A 17932-nucleotide genomic window follows, 5' to 3' on the forward strand; every position below is an offset into this window, starting at 1 on the left:
CCCCCGTCCCGCCCCGACGCCGTGTGCCTGACCGCGTTCGCGACCATCTCGCTCACCACCATGATCATGTCGTCCAGCCCGGGAACGTCGAGCGCCATGTCCCGGACGAAGCCGCGCGCGAACCCGACCGACCGCCGCACCCCCGGCAACGTGATCTCGCCGATCACCACCCGGTCCCGCGCCTTTCCCACAGCCCCGCCTCCCCGACGCCGGGCACGGTCGACGCCAAGGCCCGCTTCGCCTCGGCCGGCAGCTCGCAACGCGTCCACGACGGCTCCCTTCGCCTCTGGAAAGTCGCCCGTCACCCTCGCTGTACGCGCAGGAACCCGTCTCCCGTTCACGTCCGGGACGAACGTTCTCCCTAATCGCACCACCCGTCCCACAAGCAACATGACATGCTCGCGTCCAGCCGGATATGAGGAGGACGCATCATGAGCCTGCCCGCCGACCTCGACCAAATGGCACGTGCCGCCATCGACGCGAACCGCTACATGACGCTGGGCACGACCGGACCCGACAACCGCCCGCGCCTTTCCCCGGTCTACTTCACCCACGCCGGCTACCGGACGTTCTATTGGGTCTCATCACCAACGGCACGGCATTCCCGCAACATCGAGGCCCACCCCGACGTCGCCATCGCCATCTACGACTCGACCGCGGAAATCGGCCACGCCCACTGTGTCTACATAGACGCGACCGCCGCCATCGTCCCGGACGAAGAACTCCCGCAACGCTGCGCCGAAGCCTTCGCCCGCGTCGGCCCGGGCGCCACGGCATTCCAGCCCGAACAGCTAAGCGGCGACGCCCCCCTGCGCCTCTATCTGGCCCACGCCACCAACCACGAAGTGCACGTCCCGGGCCGCGACCCGTCCAACGAAACCGGCATAGACACCCGCCGCCAAGTCAACCCGTAAACCGGCCAACGAGAGCCACCCTCGGGCAGTTCAGGGTGGACTCTCGCTGGGTCGGCTAGTGAGAGGGTTGGATGTTCTGGTTGATGTGGAAAGTGTTGTCCGGGTCGTAGTGGTTCTTGATGGCGGCCAGGCGGGCGTAATTGCCTCGGTAGGACGCGCGGACACGGTCCTGCCCCTCGCTCATCATGAAGTTGACGTATGCGCCGCCGGCCGACGTGGGGTGCAGCTCTTTCCAGTAGTCCTGGGCCCACTGGGTGATGAGGGCGGAGTTGCCCGGGTCCGGGTCGACGCCGACGATCACGCCGGCCCAGCCGCCGTCGCGGTAGGCGAAGGCGGTGGCGTCGGCGGGGACGCGGGCGGCGGCTCCGTCGATGGGGTAAAGGTGCATGGTGGAGTGGCCGGTCGGCAACTGCTCGCCGTACTTGCGGTGGATGTCGATGGCGGTGTCGGAGATCTCGTTGAAGAAGTCCGCCCGCCAGTACCACTGCAGGCCGGCCGGGTAGAGGCCGTCGAACGCGCCCTGCAGGACGTTGAACGGCATTTCGTGCAGGCCCGTCAGCACCGGCGAGCCGAAGGTCTTGACCGGTTCGAGCACCTTGTCGGCCCTGTCGTGCGGACCGGTGTAGCACCACACGATCCCGCAGACCTTGCGGCCCCAGAGCGCCTCCGGGAACGGCGGCGCCGGCGGGACGGTCATGAGCCCGAGCCAGCCGCTCAGCTCCTCCGGCAGCGAGGGCAGCAGCTCCCGGTACCAGCGCATGACGTCGCCGGCGTCGGCGAGGTCGTACAGCACCGGCCCGCCGATGACGACGCCGTGCTCGCCGATGTCGTGGCAGCGGAACGTGAACGAGGTCACGACCCCGTAGTTCCCGCCACCGCCGCGCAGCGCCCAGAACAGGTCGCCGTGGGACGTCTCGCTCGCCTTCACGAACGTCCCGTCGGCCAGGACGACGTCGGCGGAGATCAGGTTGTCGACGGTGAGGCCGAACCGGCGGGACAGGTAGCCGATGCCGCCGCCGAGCGTCAGCCCGCCCACGCCGGTGGACCCGAGGAAGCCGGACGGAGTGGCCATGCCGAATCCGACCGTCGCGTGGTCGACGTCCTGCCAGGTGCATCCGGCGTCGACGCGGACGGTGCGCGCCGCGGGATCGACCGTGGTGCCGCGCAGCATGGACAGGTCGATGACCAGCGCGTCGTCCCAGACTCCGAGACCTCCGGCGTTGTGCCCGCCGCCCCTGATGGCGAGCTCGACGCCGTGCGCGCGGCCGAACCGGACGCAGGAGATGACGTCGACGACGTCCCGGCACCGCGCGATGGCGGCCGGACGCTTGTCGATCATCGCGTTGTAGACGGCGCGGGCGGCGTCGTACTCGACGTCCCCGGGCCTGATCAGGTCCCCGTGCAGGACACCGGACAGCTCCTCGTACGGAGCCGTCGCGGTCGTATCCGTTGCCGTGCTCATGATGCTCCCCCTTGGATGCTTCGCTCGACAAGAGGGACGCTAGGAGGCAAGGCGTTCGCGAAGCGTTCGTCCAACCCCGCCCATATCAGCCGATGGACGGAACGCTGCCCCCAGAACCCGAACGCCCCGAACGCCCGCCTAGGTCGTCAGGCCGCCCAGGTCCCTTAGGTCGCGATTGCAGCGGTTGAGTAGGGCGACGCTGCCGTGCTCGGAGGCCGTGCGTGCGGCGGAGCGCAGCCGTGAGACGGACTGTTCATGGTCGTCGTAGGCGGCGCGCATGCGCATCACCTCGGGCAGCCACCAGAGATCGTCGTGGGACTGTGCGGCGGCTAGAGCAGCGTCGAGTGTGGCCCGTGCCGCGTCCGGGCGCCCGTCGCGCGCCAGCAGGTCGGCGAGCAGCGACAGCCAGTAGGGCATCCTGGCGAACGACCCCTCGGCCCTGAGGTTGCCGATGCCCTGCCGGGCGAGGTCCACGCCCGCCTGGCCGCCCCGGTACCACCCGTCCAGGACCAGGCCCCACTCCCGGTAGTACGCGAAGTCGTAGCGGTCGCACAGCTCGCGCAGGTCGGCGACGGTGTCCCTCAGCTCGGACAGGTCACCGCGCATCTGATGGGTGACGGCGCCGTAGGCCAGCGCCACGGCCAGACTGTAGGGGTGCCCGGTCGCCCGAGCGTCCTCGATCACGCCGGTGCAGGCGGCCAGCGCCTCCGCGTCATGGCCGAGGAGCCAGTGGGCGTGGGCCGCCCAGGCCGTGCCGTGGATGTCGAGCCGGGTACCGACGTTCAGCATGAAGTCGGCGCGCGTCTGTATGGCGAGTTCCAGGTGCCGCAGTCCCTCGGCGGGCCGGCCGAGGCTCACCGCCGTCCCGCCGGCGGCGAAGTGGGCCGAGCCGCTCGGCTCGGATCCGGGGTCGACGATGTTCAGCGCCTCGAGGGCGAACCGATACCCCTCGGCCGTACGGCCCTGGACGAACCGGGACGCCCAGAGCGCGACCAGGCCGGCCAGCTTCGAGTCGTTGTGACCGAGTGATTCGGCGAGCACGACGGATCGTTCGAGCGTTTCCTGCAGGTTCGGAGAGGCGTACCCGTATTTGGCGTTGATCGGCGCCGCCGCGGCCTGGAGCACTTCGAGTTCCTTGGTGTCCCTGTCGCGGCCCGCGGGCATGGCGCGCACGATCGACAGCGCCTCTCTGTGCAGCCGGATCGACTCGGTGTGGGCGAAGAGGCCCGCCGCGACCTCGGCGGCCCGCCGGTAGTAGGCCAGTGCGCGGTCGGGGCGCCCACCGCGCGCGTACTGCTCGGCGAGCTGCGCCGAGACCGCGTCGGTGTCGTCGGCGTGCAGCAGTTCCAGCCCCTGCGCGACCCGGCGGTGCAGCAGCCACCGTTTCGGCGGGCTGACCCCCGCGTACGCCGCGTCGCGCAGCAGGTCGTGGGAGAAGTCGTAGCCGCCCCGGAACTCCCGCATGATCCGGTGGCGCCACAGCTCGTCGACGGCCTCGACGACGACGCCGGCGTCCAGGTCGCTCGCCTCGGTGAGCAGGTCCAGGGTGAAGTCGGTCCCCACGGCGGCGGCGAGCCCGGCGATCTCACGGGCCGGCGCGGACGCCCGTTCCAGCCGGTTTCGCAGAACCGAGGTGAGATCGCCGATGGGCGGCGGGACGGCGTCGGAACCCGGCTCGGCGCCTTCCGAGCCGACGCCTTCCGAGTCAGCGCTTTCCGAGCCGGCGCCGTCGGGGCCGTCGTGGCCGGCGGCGCCGCGGAGGGTCTCCACGACGTAGAGCGGGAACCCGCCTGTCGTCGCGTGGAGCAGGTTCGTGTCGGTCTCGGGGAGACGCCGCCCGACGATCGCCTCGGCGAGCCCCGCCGTGCCCTCGGCCTCCAGCGGGTCGAGGGTGAACTCGGTGAGGAGCCCGGCGGTCCGCATCCGGACGGTCCAGTCCGCGAGCACCGGGCCGTCCCCGAGACCCTCGTCGCGCACGGTTCCGGCGATCATGACCGGAGCGTCGCCCGCCAGCCCCAGATAGAACGTCAGGAACGCCAGCGTGTCCTGGTCGCACCATTGCACGTTGTCCAGGACCAGCAGCATCGGCTGGCCGACGGCGATCAGCGCCCGCGCCAGGCCCTCGAAGAACCGCGGGCGCTGCCAGGCGTCCGCCATGGCCCACGCTCCGGCGCCCCGCGACCCGTGGCCCTTGACCGGGACCAGCCGGTCGACTTCGGCGCGCCACGTCTCGTCGAGCGTCGCGGTGGCCGATCGCGCTGCCGGGGCGCGCAGCCAGTCCGCCACCGGCGCGAGTGCCAGCCGTCCGGACGACCCGAAGCACTGGCTGCCCGCCACCACGGCGCCCTGCCGCCGGGCCAGCTCGGCGAACTCGTTCACCAGCCGGGTCTTCCCGACCCCGGCGGCGCCCCGTACAAGCGTGCAGCCTGGACGGCCCGCCACGGCCGTCCGCCATAGGTCGCACAGCCGGTCGAGCTCCCGCGAACGGCCGACGAGCCGCGCCACGGCGACACCGGACCGGCCGGCGACCGGCTCGACCCGCGCCGTCTCGCCGCCCGCGTCCGGGCCCTCGCGCGAAACCGCGTCCCCGCCTGCGCTCGAGCCCGCGTCCGCCATCAGGCGCTGGAAGGCGCGCCGCGTCGCCGGGTCCGGGACGACGCCCAGCTCGCGCTCCAGCACCGAGGCGCAATGGTGGTAGGTGCTGATGGCGCCCGCGCGATCGCCCAGTTCCGCCTGCAACCGGATCAGGACCCGGTAGCCGACCTCCTCCAGCGGCTGCAGCCGGATCCGGCGGCGGGCGGCGTCCACGGCCCTGGCCAGATCGCCCGATTCGGCGCTCGCCGTGGCGACGAGATCGCACATTTCCACGCATTGGCGCTCGAGTTCCGACCTGGCGTCCAGGACCCAGTCGTCGTGCATCCCTGGCAGGAGATCGCCCTTGTACTCGGCGATGGCCCTGGCGGCGTGCTCGGCGGCCGCCTCGCTGTCCCCGCGGGCCAGCGCCGCCCGGGCGCCCTCGCACTGGACGGCGAAGACGCGCAGGTCGACGCGGCACGTCCCGCTGTCCCGCCAGCACAGATCCCTGGAGGTGACCACCAGCGAAGGCTCCGGGCCGAGGACCCGGCGCAGGTGATGCAGTTCGCGGCGCAGATTGGTGAGCGCCTGCGCGTCCGTGGAGTCCGGCCAGAAGATCCCCGCGATGTGCTGCCGCGTCTGGGACGAATCCGCATGGGCGGCCAGATACGCGACGAGACCGACCGTGCGCGGTGAACGAGATCGCACGCCGGACTCGTCGTCGCCGATTACCTGATCCCCCAATAGAGACGCGTAAAGCATGTCGACTCCGCCTCCCGAAACCCCAGGCTAGCTGTATCGTCCTCACGCCATGGGCGACGAATGGGCTGGCAGTGACGCCTACGAGGACTACGTGGGCCGCTGGAGCCGCCGTGTCGCGGACCCGTTCCTACGCTGGCTGGACGTGCCCGCCGGCAAGCGCTGGCTGGACGTCGGCTGCGGCACCGGAGCGTTGACGGCAACCGTCCTGACCTTGAAAGACCCAGCCCAGGTCATCGGACTGGACTCTTCGGAGGCATTCCTGGTCGGCGCACGCGCGCAGGTATCCGACGCCCGGGCGAGCTTCATCGTCGGGGACGCCCGGACGCTGCCGTTCCCTGATGACCGGTTCGACGCCGTGGTCAGCGGGCTGGCGCTCAACTTCGTCCCCGAGCCGCATCTGGCCGTGGCCGAGTTCGGCCGGGTCGCCGCGCAGGGCGGCACAGTCGCCGCCTATGTCTGGGACTACGGCGAGGGCATGGCGATGATGCGGTACTTCTGGGACGCCGCCACCACGCTCGACCCGGCCGCCGCCGAACTGGACGAGGGCCGCCGCTTCCCCATCTGCCACCCCGAACGCCTGCATCGGCTGTGGGCCGACACAGGTCTGGACGACATCGTCGTCGAGCCGATCGAGGTGGCGACGGTGTTCAGCGACTTCGACGACTACTGGCGTCCGTTCCTCGGCGGCCAGGGCCCGGCGCCGGGATACGCGATGTCGCTGGACGAGCAGCACCGGAACGCCCTGCGCGACCTGCTCCACGCCCGCCTGCCCGCCTGCCCGGACGGGTCCGTCGCCCTCACCGCCAGAGCATGGGCGGTGAAGGGAGTCGCGGCTTGATCGTCCTGACAGGCCGCCGCTAGGAGTCGGCCAGCCAGGCGAGCAGACGGCCCCGCGACCAGCAGCGGCCGAGGCCCTCGGCGCGCAGGGACGAGTGGTCGAACAACGCCAGGCCCATGACGCTGTGACCGGACGCGCGTCGATCGCCGAAGGTCGGTATCGCCGGAGCGATATCTCGGCGGCGTCGACCTCGGCGAAACGCCGGTACACCTGGGCGAGCGTGCGCGCCCTGCTTCCCATGGCCGACCTTGGCATCCCGACGATTCTAGCCATCGGAGACGAATCCCCCGTCTGGCGGCCGATAGGCGATCACATACGCTGAGTGCGTGAGTTGTTACTGTTAGTGTCCGGCCGTTCGGGATACGGGGGATCGGCTGTGGCGACGGAGAGGTGGGAGGCGTGCCGCCGGTGGCACAGGCGGCTGTTCTTCACTGTGCGGGGACGCGCGACGGTCACCACCGTGGCGGCGTCGGCGGTGATCCTCGGCCTGGTGTTCGTGCTGCTCATGCTGCTCGCGCGGGAATGGGCGGAGAGCAATGTGTGGCGGAAGTCCGAGCGGACGGTCGAGCGGGTCGTGACCGACATCGTCCGGGGACGGTACGAGGACGTGCTCGCCCCCAGGCCGGACGAGACGCCGATGGTGCAGGTCCTGGGCCCGGACGGGGCGGTCGTGGCGGAAAGCGCCGAGCTGAGCGGTGTTCCGCCGCTGGCGGCCGAGGACGTGCGCAAGGACAGGATGCTCCTCGACCGGAGCATCTGCCCCGAGTTCCTGGACGAGTGCGTATGGATGTTCGGGACGCGGGTGCGGACGTCGCCGTGGGGCCCGGGTGTGATGGTCATCGCGGTGACGCCGGAGCCGACCCTGCTGAACGTGTGGCTGCTGCCGCTGGGCCTCGCCCTGATCATGCTGGCGCTGCTGGCGCTGATCGCGTGGTGGACGTGGCACACGATCGGGCGGACGTTCGTCCCGGTCGACGAGATCCGCGCGGAGATGGCGGAGTTCAGCGCGCGGGGCCTCGGCCACCGGGTGCCCGTCCCGCAGGCGGGCGTCAGGATCCAGGCGCTCGCCGAGACCGTCAACGCGACGCTCGAACGGCTGGAGGAGGCGACGGAGCGGGAACGCCGGTTCATCTCGGACGCCTCGCACGACCTGCGCAACCCGCTCGCGGCGCTGCAGATGCAGCTGGAGACCGCGCTGGGCGAGCCCGACGGCTTCGAGTGGAGGCCGATGGTCGAGGCGGCGCTGCGCGACACGCGGCGGCTGAACGACATCGTCGTCGACCTGCTGGAGCTGTCGCGCCTCGACTCCCGCGCCCCCGTCCCGGTGGAGCGGATCGACCTCGCGGGCCTCGCCCGCCGGGAGGTCGAACGCCGCCCGCTCCGCATCCCGATCACGACGGATCTGGAGCCGGGCGTGCTCGTCCGGGCGAACCCGGTGCGGCTGGCGCGGGTGCTCGGCAACCTGCTGAGCAACGCCGAACGGCACGCGACGGACCGCATCCAGGTCACCGTGGCGCGGGACGGGGACGAGGCCGTCCTCGAGGTGCTGGACGACGGTTCCGGCGTCCCGGAGGAGGCGCGGGAACGGGTCTTCGAGCGGTTCGCGCGGCTTCGCGAGTCGCGGAACCGGGACCCGCAGGGCACCGGGCTCGGGCTGCCCATCGCACGCGAGATCGCCGAGGTCTACGGCGGCACGCTGCGCATCGCGGACAGCCCGCGCGGCGCCCGGTTCGTCCTCCGCCTCCCCCTCCTCAAGAACGGCGGATCACCTCGATGACGCTGGACAGGCCGTCGGAGCCGTGTCCGGCGTCCACGGCGCGCCAGAACAGGTCCCTCAGCGCGAGCGGTCCGGCCGTGTCGATTCCCGCTTCGCGGGCCGCCTCCACGACGTGGTCGGCGCCGACGGCCTGCATCCTGAGCGTGTGGTCGTCGCCCGGGTGGACGCCGGCGTCGATCATCTCGGTGAGGATCTTCAGGAAGCCCATGGGGCCGTCCGTCCCGAGGTCCCGCACGGTCGTGGCGGCGAACGGGCGGAACTGCTCGGCCGACACGCCGGCCGTGCCCAGCAGCGCCACGGAGTGCATGTAGGCGGCCAGCGTCGACCAGAACAGGTACAGCTGCGCCTGGTAGTAGAGCATCGACAAGCCCGGGTCAGAGCCGACGAACGTGGCGTCGCCCAGCTCGCTGAGCGTTCCGCGGTGGCGGTCGAGGATCGCCTCCTGGCCGCTGTAGAAGACGTACGCGCCCGGTTCGCCGATGCCCTGCGGCGGCGCCATGACGCCGCCGGTCAGCAGGTCCGCGCCGTGCCGGGACGCCCATTCGCCCGCGCGGCGCAGCTCGTCCGGGCTGCCGGAGCTGAGGTTGACCACGACGCGGCCCTTGAGCGCGTCGGCGGCGTCGTCGAGAGAGTCGTACATCGCGGCGTAGTCGGTCTGGCTGACGACGATCAGGTCGGACGCGGCGAGCGCGTCGGCGGGCGTCGCGGCGAGGGTCGCGCCTTTGGCGACGAGAGATTCCGCCTTGGCCGCGGTCCTGTTCCACAGGGTGGTCGGATGCCCGTTGCCGAGGAACGTGGCGGCCATGGCCGCGCCCATTGGGCCGAGGCCGATGACCGTAACCGGTGATTTCGTCATTGGATTCTCCTCTGAGTGGCGTGTGGATTCAGCGTCGCTTCGGGCGCTACGGAAATGCTTCGGGTGGTTCCGTAGCGGGTGCGTACGCTGGACAACGTGCGTTTCGGGGTGCTGGGGCCGCTCGCCGTGTGGACGACCGACGGCCGGCATGTGCACGTCCCCGAGCCGAAGGTCCGGACGCTGCTGGCGATGCTGCTGGCCGAACCCGGGCGTCCGGTCTCGGTCGATCGGCTGGTGGACGCGCTGTGGGGCGACCGCCCGCCGCGTAACCCGTCCGGCACGCTCCAGGCCCGTGTCTCGCAGCTGCGCCGGATCCTGGACGACGCGGAACCGGCTGCGCGGGCGCTGCTCGTGTCGCGTCCGCCCGGATATCTGCTCGACGTGTCCCCGGACGCGGTGGACTCCGGACGGTTCGCGGCGCTCGCCGTCCAGGCGGGCGAGGCGGCCGATCCGCTGGCGAAGGCGCGCCTGCTGGGGGACGCGCTGGCGCTGTGGCGCGGGCCCGCGTTCGACGGCCTCGACCTTCCGCACGGCGTCGCGGCCGAGCTTGAGGACCGGCGGCTGGCCGCGCTGGAGGAGCACGCCGAGGCCCGTCTCGAGCTGGGCGAACATGCCGCGCTGAGCGCGGAGCTGGCGGCGGAGGTCGTCCGGCATCCGCTGCGGGAGAGGCTCCGCGCCGCGCACCTGCGCGCCCTCTACCGCGCCGGACGCCAGAGCGAAGCCATCGCCGGGTACCACGACCTGCGGGAACGGCTGGCCGACGAGCTGGGCGTCGATCCGAGCCCCGAGCTGGCCGCGCTCTACATGTCGATGCTGGAGCAGGCGCCGTCCGAGGCGGGACCGCCGCGCGCCGCGTCGAAACTTCCGGTCGTCCTCGGGGAGCTGATCGGGCGTGGGGACGCCGTCGAACGGGCCCGCGCGCAGCTCGTATCCGACCGGCTGGTGACGTTGACCGGCCCCGGCGGCGTCGGCAAGACCCGGCTCGCCCTGGAGACGGCCGCGCGGTCGGCCGCCGACCACCCGGACGGCGTGTGGTTCGTGGAACTGGCCGCCGAGCAGGCTGAATCGGCCTCGGACATCGCCGAGCGGGTGGCGCGCGTCCTCGGCTTGTGGGACGAGGGCGGAGACGGGCCGGTGGAACGGCTCACGCGTGCACTCAGCGCCAGGCGTTCGCTGCTCGTCCTGGACAACTGTGAGCACGTCATCGAGGCCGCCGCCGACCTGGCCGGGCGGCTCCTGGCCGGGGCTCCGGGGCTGCGGATCCTCGTCACGTCCCGCGAACCGCTGGGCCTGCCCGGGGAGCGGCTGCGGATCGTCCCGCCGCTGGATCTGCCCGGCCGCGAGACGACGCCGGACGCGCTGCTGAGGTCCGGCGCGGTGCGGCTGTTCGTCGCGCGGGCCGCGGCGGCGGCGCCGGGGTTCGCGCTGGACGAGGCGTCCGCGCCGTGGGTCGCGTCGATCTGCCGGAGGCTGGACGGGCTGCCGCTCGCGCTCGAACTGGCGGCGACCCGCGTCCGCGCGCTCGGGGTGCGGGAGCTGGCGGCCCGGCTGGACGACCGGTTCCGCCTCCTCGCGGGCGGAAGGCACGGCGGCCCGGAACGGCAGCGGACGCTCCGCGCGATGATCGACTGGAGCTGGGAGCTGCTGACCGGGCCGGAGCGGGTCGCGCTGCGGCGGCTGGTCGTCCACGCGGGCGGCTGCACCCTCGACGCGGCCGAGACGGTCTGCGACACCGACGCCGCCGTGCTCGCGAGACTCGTCGACCGTTCACTGATCACCCTGGACGGCCGCTACCGCCTGCTGGAATCGGTCGCCGCCTACGGCTTGGAGCGGCTCAAGGAGGCAGGCGAGGAGGACGAGTTCCGCCGCCGCCACGCCCGCTACTACACCGGCCTCGCCGAGCGCGCGTCCGAGCGGCTGCGCGGTCCTGAGCAGGCCGAATGGCTGGACGTTCTCGACCACGAGGCCGCCAACCTCACCGCCGCGCTGAAGCACGGCGACGCCGTCCGGCTGGCCAGCGCGCTTGGCTGGTACTGGTTCCTGCGCGGACGATTCGGCGAGGCCCGAAGCGCCTTCGAATCGGCATCGCGCCCGCCCGCCGCCGCCTCGGGCGACGCCGCCGTGTGGCTGGCCGCCTTCACCATGCTGTCCGGCGAAAGCAAGGATTCGGAACAGCTCCGCCAAACCGCCCTAGCGACCGCCACCGCCTCCTCCTCTGGAGAGGACGAATTCGAGCAAGCCAAGGCGGAATGGTTCCTCAGCCACGTCCATTGGGCCTACGGCGACATGGCCGCGAATGAAGAACGCGTCGACCACGCCCTGTCGGTGTTCCGCGCACGCGGCGACCGGTGGTTCACGGCCGCCGCGCTCGCCACCCGCGCCAAGTTCGCCCTGGGACGCGGCCGGCCCGCGGCGGCGCGCCAGGACGCCGAGACCAGCCTGGCGATCTTCGATGAGCTCGGCGACCCGTGGGGACGGCTGGAGGCGTCCGACGCCCTGGCCCGCCACGCCGAGATCATCGGCGACCACGACGAGTCCGCCCGCCGCCACCGCGCCGCCCTCCACGTCGCCGAGGACCTGCGGATGTGGCCCGAGGTCTCCTACCGGCTGTCCGGGCTGGGCCGCGTCGCGCTGCTCACCGGCGACCTCGACAAGGCCCGCGACCTGCACGAACGGGCCCTGGATCTGGCCGGACGGCATGCGGCCAGGTCCGCGCAGGAGTTCGCCGAGATCGGGCTCGGGCTCGTCGCCAGGGCGCGCGGCGACCTCGACGCCGCCGAGGCGCACCTGCGCACCTGGCTCGGCTGGCTGCGCGGCATCGGCGGGACCGCCGGGATCGCGTTCGCGCACGCCCAGCTCGGCTTCATCGCCGAGGAGCGCGGCGACGCCGAGACCGCGCTCGCCCTGCACACCGAGGGCCTCGCCGGAGCCCGCGCCGTCGGTGACCCGCGTGCCGTCGCGCTCGCCCTCGAAGGTCTCGCCGGGGCCCGCTCCCTCGCCGGCGATCACGCCGCGGCGGCCGGGCTGCTCGCCGAGGCCGCCGCGCTCCGCGAGGCCGCCGGGGCGCCGCTCCCCGCCGCCGAACGCCGGGACGTCGACCGCATCGCCGGGAGGATCCGGGCCGCGTCCGGTGTTACCCCACACATGGGGACTGTCCACGGCGAGAGGAAACAGAGGAGACCATGAGCGAGGATCTCGGATACGGATGGCAGGGCGATCTCCTCGACCTGCCCGCCTACCTGAAGCGGGTCGGCCACGACGGCGACCTCGCCCCGACCGGAGACACGCTGCGCGCCCTGCACCGCGCGCACACCACGTCCATCCCGTTCGAGAACCTGGAGATCATGCTGGGGCGGCCGGTCGTCCTGTCGCTGGACACCGTCCAGGCGAAGCTGGTCGGACGGTCCCGCGGCGGCTACTGCTACGAGCACAACCGGCTGTTCGCGGCGGTGCTGGAACGGCTCGGCTACGAGGTCACCGCCCTCGCCGGACGGGTCACGCTCGGCGCCCGCAAGCTGCTGCCCGCCACGCACGCGCTGCTGCACGTCCGCCCGCCGGGCCAGCCGCGGGACGAGCCCGCCTGGCTGTGCGACGTGGGTTTCGGCGCCGGGCCGCTGGAACCGCTGCGGCTGCTCGACGGCGAGGAGGCCGAGCAGGACGGCTGGGGCTTCCGCCTCCAGAAGGGCCGGACCGCCACCGCCTGGACGCCCAGCACGGTCGGCTGGGAACTGCACCAGAGCGGGAAGGACGGCTGGGTCCAGCGCCACACGTTCACGATGAACGAGCAGTTCCGCATCGATTTCGAGGTGGGCAATTTCTTCGTCTGGGCGAACCCGCACTCGCCGTTCTCGACCCGTCCGTTCACGCAGAAATTCAAGGTCGACGCGCACCTCGTCCTGGACGGGACGAACCTGACCATCACCCGCCCCAACGGCTCCACCGAGAGCCGCACGCTGACCCCGGAGCAATTGCCCGAGACGCTGGCGGAGGAGTTCGGAATCGTCCTGGAAGGCGAGGACGTGACCCGCCTCATCGACTTCGAGCGCAACCGCGCCGCTGCGGGGAGCGACGGTTGAACCCCGTCCTCCGGGTACCCCCAGACGTCGGAACCGCCGTTTTGGAGGGGTGATGAGCGAACGCAAGCACGACGAGGACAAACCGCTCGCCGACCGCCGCGCCGAGGGGAACGCGCCGCAGGAGGACGACCACGACTTCGCGGACGAGCACACCCCCGGCCCCACCGACCCGCCGGTCGCCGAGGCCGAGACCCCGGGCGGCGAGGACGACGGCTACAGCCCGCAGACCGACGTCCCCTGACCGCGTCCGGCCGCGGCCCGCAGGCAGACCTGCGGCCCGCGGACCGGCGTCCCCTGACCGCGTTCGCCGCTGCTAGTCGGGGTGGGGCGGCTGCTGGTCGGGGGGCGTCCCGCCGCCCTCACCGCCTCCCCTGTTCCCCTTGTCGGTGCCGTGCGCGTGGCCCTTCGCCCTCGTCTTCTTCGGGTCGGTGGCCTCGGGCGCGGGCTCGTTCGTCACCGAGGTCCGCTCGGATCGCCGGATCTCGGGCTGCTGCGGGTTCGGCATCTTCATCCCTCCTCTGCGGCTGGACGGCTCCCAGACGCTGGACGGTGTCCAGCGCCGGACGGTGTCTACGCGCTGGACGGTTCGGGACGCAGCGGGTCATGTCCCACCGTCATGAGCGCGTGCCGCCACTCCTCGTCCCGTTCCGCGTCCGGCGGACGGTTCTCCAGCCGGTCCTCCACGTAGTCCACGACCTGCCGCATCACGTCGGCGTCGTCCTCGGTGAGGTCGACCTTCCGCTTGCGCAGGACGTCCACGACGCGGGCGCCCAGTTCGGACACCCCCGGGCTCGGGCCGGGCGGGAACGCCTCCTCGCCGGAGGCGTCCGTCATCAGCCAGATGCGCAGCTCGTCGGAGGTCATGTTGACGAGCCGGTGGAAGTCCTCCCAGGCCAGCTCGGCATCGGCCGGAATACGATCTTTCATTGCCTAACTCCCTGTCGCCCGTTCGCCCCCGCCCTACCCGACACCGCCCACCCCATTCACCGTTAGATCGCGAGCGGCCCGGGAAGACGGCGGGCATGGACCATTCGCAGGCCCCCGTCCTCGACGCCCTCGCCGCGTACCACCGGGAAGGCCAGGTCCCGTTCACCCCGCCCGGCCACAAGCAGGGCCGCGGCGCGGACCCGCGCGTCCTGGCCGTGCTGGGCGACGCGGTGTTCCGCTCCGACCTCCTCGCGATCTCCGGCCTGGACGACCGCACGTCCAGCAACGGGGTCCTGGAACGCGCGCAGGAACTGATGGCGGACGCCGTCCACGCAGAGCAGACGTTCTTCTCCACCTGCGGCAGCAGCCTGTCGGTGAAGAGCGCGATGCTGTCCGTCGCCGGGCCCGGGGAGAAGCTCCTGGTCGGACGGGACGCGCACAAGTCGGTCGTGTCGGGCCTGATCCTCTCCGGCGTCCGCCCGATCTGGGTGGAGCCGCGGTGGGACGCGACCCGCCGGCTGGCGCACCCGCCGTCCGCCGAGGCGTTCGCGGCCCGGCTGGACGAGCACCCCGACGCCCGCGGCGCCCTCGTCACGAGCCCCACCCCGTACGGCGCCTGCGCCGACCTCGCCGCGATCGCGGCGGCCTGCCACAAGCGCGGCAGGCCGCTGATCGTGGACGAGGCGTGGGGCGCGCACCTGCCGTTCCACCCCGACCTGCCGACCTGGGCGATGGACGCGGGCGCCGACGTGTGCGTGACGAGCGTCCACAAGATGGGCGCCGGGCTGGAGCAGGGCTCGGTGTTCCACCAGCAGGGGGATCTGGTGGACCCGTCCGTCCTCAAGGCCCGCGAGGACCTTCTCGGCACCACCAGCCCGTCCGTGCTGCTCTACGCGGGACTCGACGGCTGGCGCCGCCAGATGGTCGAGCACGGCCACGACCTCCTGCAGAACGCCCTCGACCTCGCCGCCGACGTCCGCGAGCAGATCTCCGCCATTCCCGGCTTCGCCGTTCAGGGGCCGGACGAGTTCACCGGCCCCGGCCGCGCCCACAGCCTCGACCCGCTGCCCGTCGTCATCGACATCGCCGACCTCGGCACCACCGGCTACCGCGCCGCCGACTGGCTCCGCGCGCACCACCACATCAACCTGCATCTCGCCGACCACCGCCGGATCAGCGCCCAGCTCACCTTCGCCGACAGCGAGGAGACCGTGGCGCCCCTGCTCGCCGCCCTCCGCGACCTGCGCGAACACATCGAGCCCGCGCCGGAGGTCCACGTCCCGCTACCGGACGAACTGCGCCTCGAACTCGTCGTCACACCCCGCGACGCCTTCTTCGGCCCCGCCGAGCAGGTGTCCGCCGAGGAGGCCGTCGGACGTATCTGCGCGGAGATGCTCACCCCGTACCCGCCGGGCATCCCCGTCGTCCTGCCCGGCGAGCGCATCACCGCCCCGGTCATGGACTACCTGCGCAGCGGCGTCGACGCGGGGATGGTCGTCCCGGACGCGGCGGACTCGTCCGTCAAGACCGTCCGGGTGTTCATCGAGGACTGACCGGGCGTCGTCGCCGGACACCCCCTATGCCAGACTCGCTTGTCGGCGGATTTTCGGCGGCTTCCGGCGGGCTTTCGGCGGACGACGAGTTGAGGAGCGTCATGGAGTTGGTCCACTCGGGCAAGGTCAGGGACGTCTACGCGGACGGGGACGACCTGATCCTCGTCGCGTCCGACCGGGTGAGCGTGTACGACGTCGTCCTGCCGACGCTGATCCCCGACAAGGGGAAGATCCTCACCCAGCTGTCCCTGTGGTGGTTCGAGCAGCTCGCCGACGTCGTCCCGAACCACGTCATCTCGGCGACGAACGTCCCGGACGAGTGGGAGGGACGCGCCGTCCGCTGCCGCCGCCTCGCCATGCTCCCCGTCGAGTGGATCGCCCGCGGCTACCTCGCCGGCCTGGGCCTCAAGGAGTACGAGAAGGGCGGCGCGGTCTCCGGCGTCCCCCTGCCGGACGGCCTGGTCGAGGGCTCGAAGCTCCCCGAGCCGATCTTCACCCCGACCACCAAGGCCACGGTCGGGCACGACGAGTTCATCACCTACGACGACGTCGTCACCGAGATCGGCGACGACACCGCCGCCCGCCTGAAGGACGTCACCCTGGAGATCTACAAGCGCGGCGCGTCCCTGGCCGCCGAACGCGGCATCATCATCGCCGACACGAAGCTGGAGTTCGGACGCGCCGCCGACGGCACCCTCACCCTGGGCGACGAGGTCCTGACGTCCGACTCGTCCCGCTTCTGGCCCGCCGACCGGTGGCGGCCCGGCGGCCCGCAGCACTCGCTCGACAAGCAGTACGTCCGCGACTGGAGCAGCACGCTCGACTGGGACCGCACCCCACCCGGCCCCGCCATCCCCCAGGACGTCGTGGAAGCCACCCGCGCCCGCTACATAGAAGTCTACGAACGCCTGACCGACCGCCGCTGGCACGCCTGAACAGGCACAGCGCCCAGGCCATCCTGACGTCCAACTGTGGCCAGCACCAGCACCCAGCGCCAGCGGTCAAAGCGCGGAATCCGGCTGAGATGCGCCCCTCCGCGCCGTCATTAGAGCAGCTAGACGGCCAGATTTGCCGCCGGTGACCCAGAGCGGGCCGACCACCCTGACGACCTGGGGAATCGACGGGCCGCGAGCGGCGATTCCGGAATTGGCGATTAATACCGGTTCTCTCGTTAGCCTTCGCCGGTGTGAGCGAAAGCCTTGAGGAAGTCCGCGCGATGTCCCCGTACGAGGAGCGGCGTTGGGCTGATCTGCAGCGACATTGGGCGAAGAAGGCCGAGCGCCGCCAATTGGTCCCGCAGAAGGCCCGAGCCGTCCTCGGCGAAGCCGGTGACCAGGTCAGGGACGCCGCCCGTAAGGCCGGCAAGGCCGTCTCGAACGTGTCGCCCCCGGTCGTCAAGGACGGCGTGGAGATGGTGACCGACGCGGCACTGATCCCTGCCGTCAAGGGAGGGGTTCACCTCCTCGAACTCGTGACCGACTGGACGACCGAGCTCATGGATCCCGAGAAGGTCCTGGAGCACCACCGGGCGGCGGGCCGCGATGTCGCGAAGCTGGAGGACCTCAAGGAGCTAGACCTCGAACTCCTCGACGACTTCACCCGGTCGATGGCCCGGAAATGGCGCACGAGCGGGGCGCTCCAAGGTGGCGCGATGGGCGTCCTCGCGATGGTCCCGTTCGCGGGCGGCGTCGCGGCCGTCACCCTGGACGCGCTGGTGACACATGTGCTGAGCACGGCCGTCGCGACGCGGGTCTGCTACGCCTACGGCTTTGACGTGACCGACGACGAGATGAGGCACCTCGTCGACCGGATGGTCATGCGCGCCTACCGCAACCAGGCACCGAAGGCCAAGACCGTCTTGAAGGCCGGCTCGGCATTCAACGCCACCAAGAACCGGGTGCGATGGAGCCAGAAGCTGCGAGACGACCACAAGCTGATGGCGGCGGTCGAGAAGCTCATGCAGCAGTTCGCGAACGGACGCGCCGTGCCGGTCGGCAAGGTCACGAAGGCCATGCCGGTGGTCGCGGTGATCACCGGAGCGGGCACCAACGCATACGTCCTAGGCGACGTCGCGCATCAAGCTCGTCTCTACGCCCAGACCCTCCATCTGGCCGAAAAGTACGGCCTGCCTCTCCCAGAGAACCTCCGCCACCACGACGACAACGAGTGAACCCCACCGGAAGCCGATCACAC

Annotated in this window: 14 protein-coding genes and 1 pseudogene; 9 read left to right on the forward strand and 6 right to left on the reverse strand. The window is 71.7% G+C overall.

Annotated elements, in window-relative coordinates:
• Nucleotides 1-191 (reverse strand): annotated as a pseudogene (locus E1287_RS04045) (hypothetical protein); the annotation flags it as partial.
• 240 nt (nt 192-431) lie between these two features.
• Between E1287_RS04045 and E1287_RS04050 the strand changes: the two are divergent.
• Entirely contained in the window at nt 432-914 is a 483-nt protein-coding gene (locus tag E1287_RS04050) for a pyridoxamine 5'-phosphate oxidase family protein (protein ID WP_131963443.1), read from the forward strand.
• A 55-nt stretch (nt 915-969) separates the two neighbouring features.
• Here the strand turns inward: E1287_RS04050 and E1287_RS04055 are convergent, their stop codons facing one another.
• Together E1287_RS04055 and E1287_RS04060 are read right to left on the reverse strand one after the other, a co-directional pair.
• Nucleotides 970-2376 carry an FAD-binding oxidoreductase gene (locus tag E1287_RS04055; RefSeq protein WP_131963444.1) on the reverse strand — a complete coding sequence of 469 codons (1407 nt, stop codon included), beginning with the start codon at nt 2374-2376 and terminating at the stop codon, nt 970-972.
• A 138-nt stretch (nt 2377-2514) separates the two neighbouring features.
• On the reverse strand, nt 2515-5658 hold the full coding sequence (locus E1287_RS04060) for an AAA family ATPase (protein WP_207933995.1): 3144 nt from the start codon (nt 5656-5658) through the stop codon (nt 2515-2517).
• A gap of 103 nt (nt 5659-5761) precedes the next feature.
• On the opposite strand from E1287_RS04060, the gene E1287_RS04065 reads away from it, so the two are divergent.
• A complete protein-coding gene (locus E1287_RS04065; RefSeq protein ID WP_131963446.1) occupies nt 5762-6550 on the forward strand; it encodes a class I SAM-dependent methyltransferase in 789 nt (262 codons plus the stop codon).
• A gap of 376 nt (nt 6551-6926) precedes the next feature.
• Complete coding sequence (locus E1287_RS04075; protein WP_243718591.1) at nt 6927-8327, forward strand: HAMP domain-containing sensor histidine kinase; 1401 nt, start codon at nt 6927-6929, stop codon at nt 8325-8327.
• Here the strand turns inward: E1287_RS04075 and E1287_RS04080 are convergent.
• Nucleotides 8302-9183, reverse strand: a complete 882-nt coding sequence (locus E1287_RS04080; RefSeq protein WP_165968872.1) for an NAD(P)-binding domain-containing protein — start codon at nt 9181-9183, stop codon at nt 8302-8304. The two genes, E1287_RS04075 and E1287_RS04080, sit on opposite strands and share 26 nt — an antisense overlap.
• 96 nt (nt 9184-9279) lie before the next feature.
• Here E1287_RS04080 and E1287_RS04085 point away from each other — a divergent pair, with 96 nt between their 5' ends.
• From E1287_RS04085 to E1287_RS04095, 3 genes are read left to right on the forward strand one after another with little or no spacing between them, the layout of a single operon-like run.
• Nucleotides 9280-12369, forward strand: a complete 3090-nt coding sequence (locus E1287_RS04085) for a BTAD domain-containing putative transcriptional regulator (RefSeq protein ID WP_165968873.1) — start codon at nt 9280-9282, stop codon at nt 12367-12369.
• Nucleotides 12366-13259 carry an arylamine N-acetyltransferase gene (locus tag E1287_RS04090; protein WP_131963448.1) on the forward strand — a complete coding sequence of 298 codons (894 nt, stop codon included), beginning with the start codon at nt 12366-12368 and terminating at the stop codon, nt 13257-13259. The genes E1287_RS04085 and E1287_RS04090 overlap by 4 nt, the downstream gene beginning before the upstream one ends.
• 52 nt (nt 13260-13311) lie before the next feature.
• Nucleotides 13312-13500 (forward strand): hypothetical protein, encoded by a 189-nt coding sequence (locus tag E1287_RS04095; protein WP_131963449.1) that lies wholly within the window; start codon nt 13312-13314, stop codon nt 13498-13500.
• A 72-nt stretch (nt 13501-13572) separates the two neighbouring features.
• Here the strand turns inward: E1287_RS04095 and E1287_RS04100 are convergent, their stop codons facing one another.
• Complete coding sequence (locus tag E1287_RS04100; RefSeq protein WP_207933996.1) at nt 13573-13770, reverse strand: hypothetical protein; 198 nt, start codon at nt 13768-13770, stop codon at nt 13573-13575.
• A 59-nt stretch (nt 13771-13829) separates the two neighbouring features.
• Complete coding sequence (locus E1287_RS04105; protein WP_131963450.1) at nt 13830-14186, reverse strand: DUF3140 domain-containing protein; 357 nt, start codon at nt 14184-14186, stop codon at nt 13830-13832.
• Nucleotides 14187-14281: 95 nt separating this feature from the next.
• Between E1287_RS04105 and E1287_RS46230 the strand changes: the two genes are divergently transcribed.
• From E1287_RS46230 to E1287_RS04120, 3 genes are all read left to right on the forward strand, one after another.
• Nucleotides 14282-15739 carry an ornithine decarboxylase gene (locus E1287_RS46230; protein WP_131963451.1) on the forward strand — a complete coding sequence of 486 codons (1458 nt, stop codon included), beginning with the start codon at nt 14282-14284 and terminating at the stop codon, nt 15737-15739.
• 101 nt (nt 15740-15840) lie between these two features.
• On the forward strand, nt 15841-16674 hold the full coding sequence (locus E1287_RS04115; protein WP_131963452.1) for a phosphoribosylaminoimidazolesuccinocarboxamide synthase: 834 nt from the start codon (nt 15841-15843) through the stop codon (nt 16672-16674).
• A 251-nt stretch (nt 16675-16925) separates the two neighbouring features.
• Nucleotides 16926-17909 carry an EcsC family protein gene (locus E1287_RS04120; protein WP_131963453.1) on the forward strand — a complete coding sequence of 328 codons (984 nt, stop codon included), beginning with the start codon at nt 16926-16928 and terminating at the stop codon, nt 17907-17909.
• Nucleotides 17910-17932: the final 23 nt, after the last annotated feature.

This window comes from Actinomadura sp. KC06 (assembly GCF_004348735.1).
GTDB lineage: Bacteria > Actinomycetota > Actinomycetes > Streptosporangiales > Streptosporangiaceae > Spirillospora.

What these genes read in the sequence shown, in the direction of transcription:
- E1287_RS04050 (WP_131963443.1), top strand. Translation starts at nt 432, where the DNA reads ATGAGCCTGCCCGCCGACCTCGACCAAATGGCACGTGCCGCCATCGAC.
- E1287_RS04055 (WP_131963444.1), bottom strand. Translation starts at nt 2,376, where the DNA reads ATGAGCACGGCAACGGATACGACCGCGACGGCTCCGTACGAGGAGCTG.
- E1287_RS04065 (WP_131963446.1), top strand. Translation starts at nt 5,762, where the DNA reads ATGGGCGACGAATGGGCTGGCAGTGACGCCTACGAGGACTACGTGGGC.
- E1287_RS04080 (WP_165968872.1), bottom strand. Translation starts at nt 9,183, where the DNA reads ATGACGAAATCACCGGTTACGGTCATCGGCCTCGGCCCAATGGGCGCG.
- E1287_RS04090 (WP_131963448.1), top strand. Translation starts at nt 12,366, where the DNA reads ATGAGCGAGGATCTCGGATACGGATGGCAGGGCGATCTCCTCGACCTG.
- E1287_RS04095 (WP_131963449.1), top strand. Translation starts at nt 13,312, where the DNA reads ATGAGCGAACGCAAGCACGACGAGGACAAACCGCTCGCCGACCGCCGC.
- E1287_RS04100 (WP_207933996.1), bottom strand. Translation starts at nt 13,770, where the DNA reads ATGAAGATGCCGAACCCGCAGCAGCCCGAGATCCGGCGATCCGAGCGG.
- E1287_RS04105 (WP_131963450.1), bottom strand. Translation starts at nt 14,186, where the DNA reads ATGAAAGATCGTATTCCGGCCGATGCCGAGCTGGCCTGGGAGGACTTC.
- E1287_RS46230 (WP_131963451.1), top strand. Translation starts at nt 14,282, where the DNA reads ATGGACCATTCGCAGGCCCCCGTCCTCGACGCCCTCGCCGCGTACCAC.
- E1287_RS04115 (WP_131963452.1), top strand. Translation starts at nt 15,841, where the DNA reads ATGGAGTTGGTCCACTCGGGCAAGGTCAGGGACGTCTACGCGGACGGG.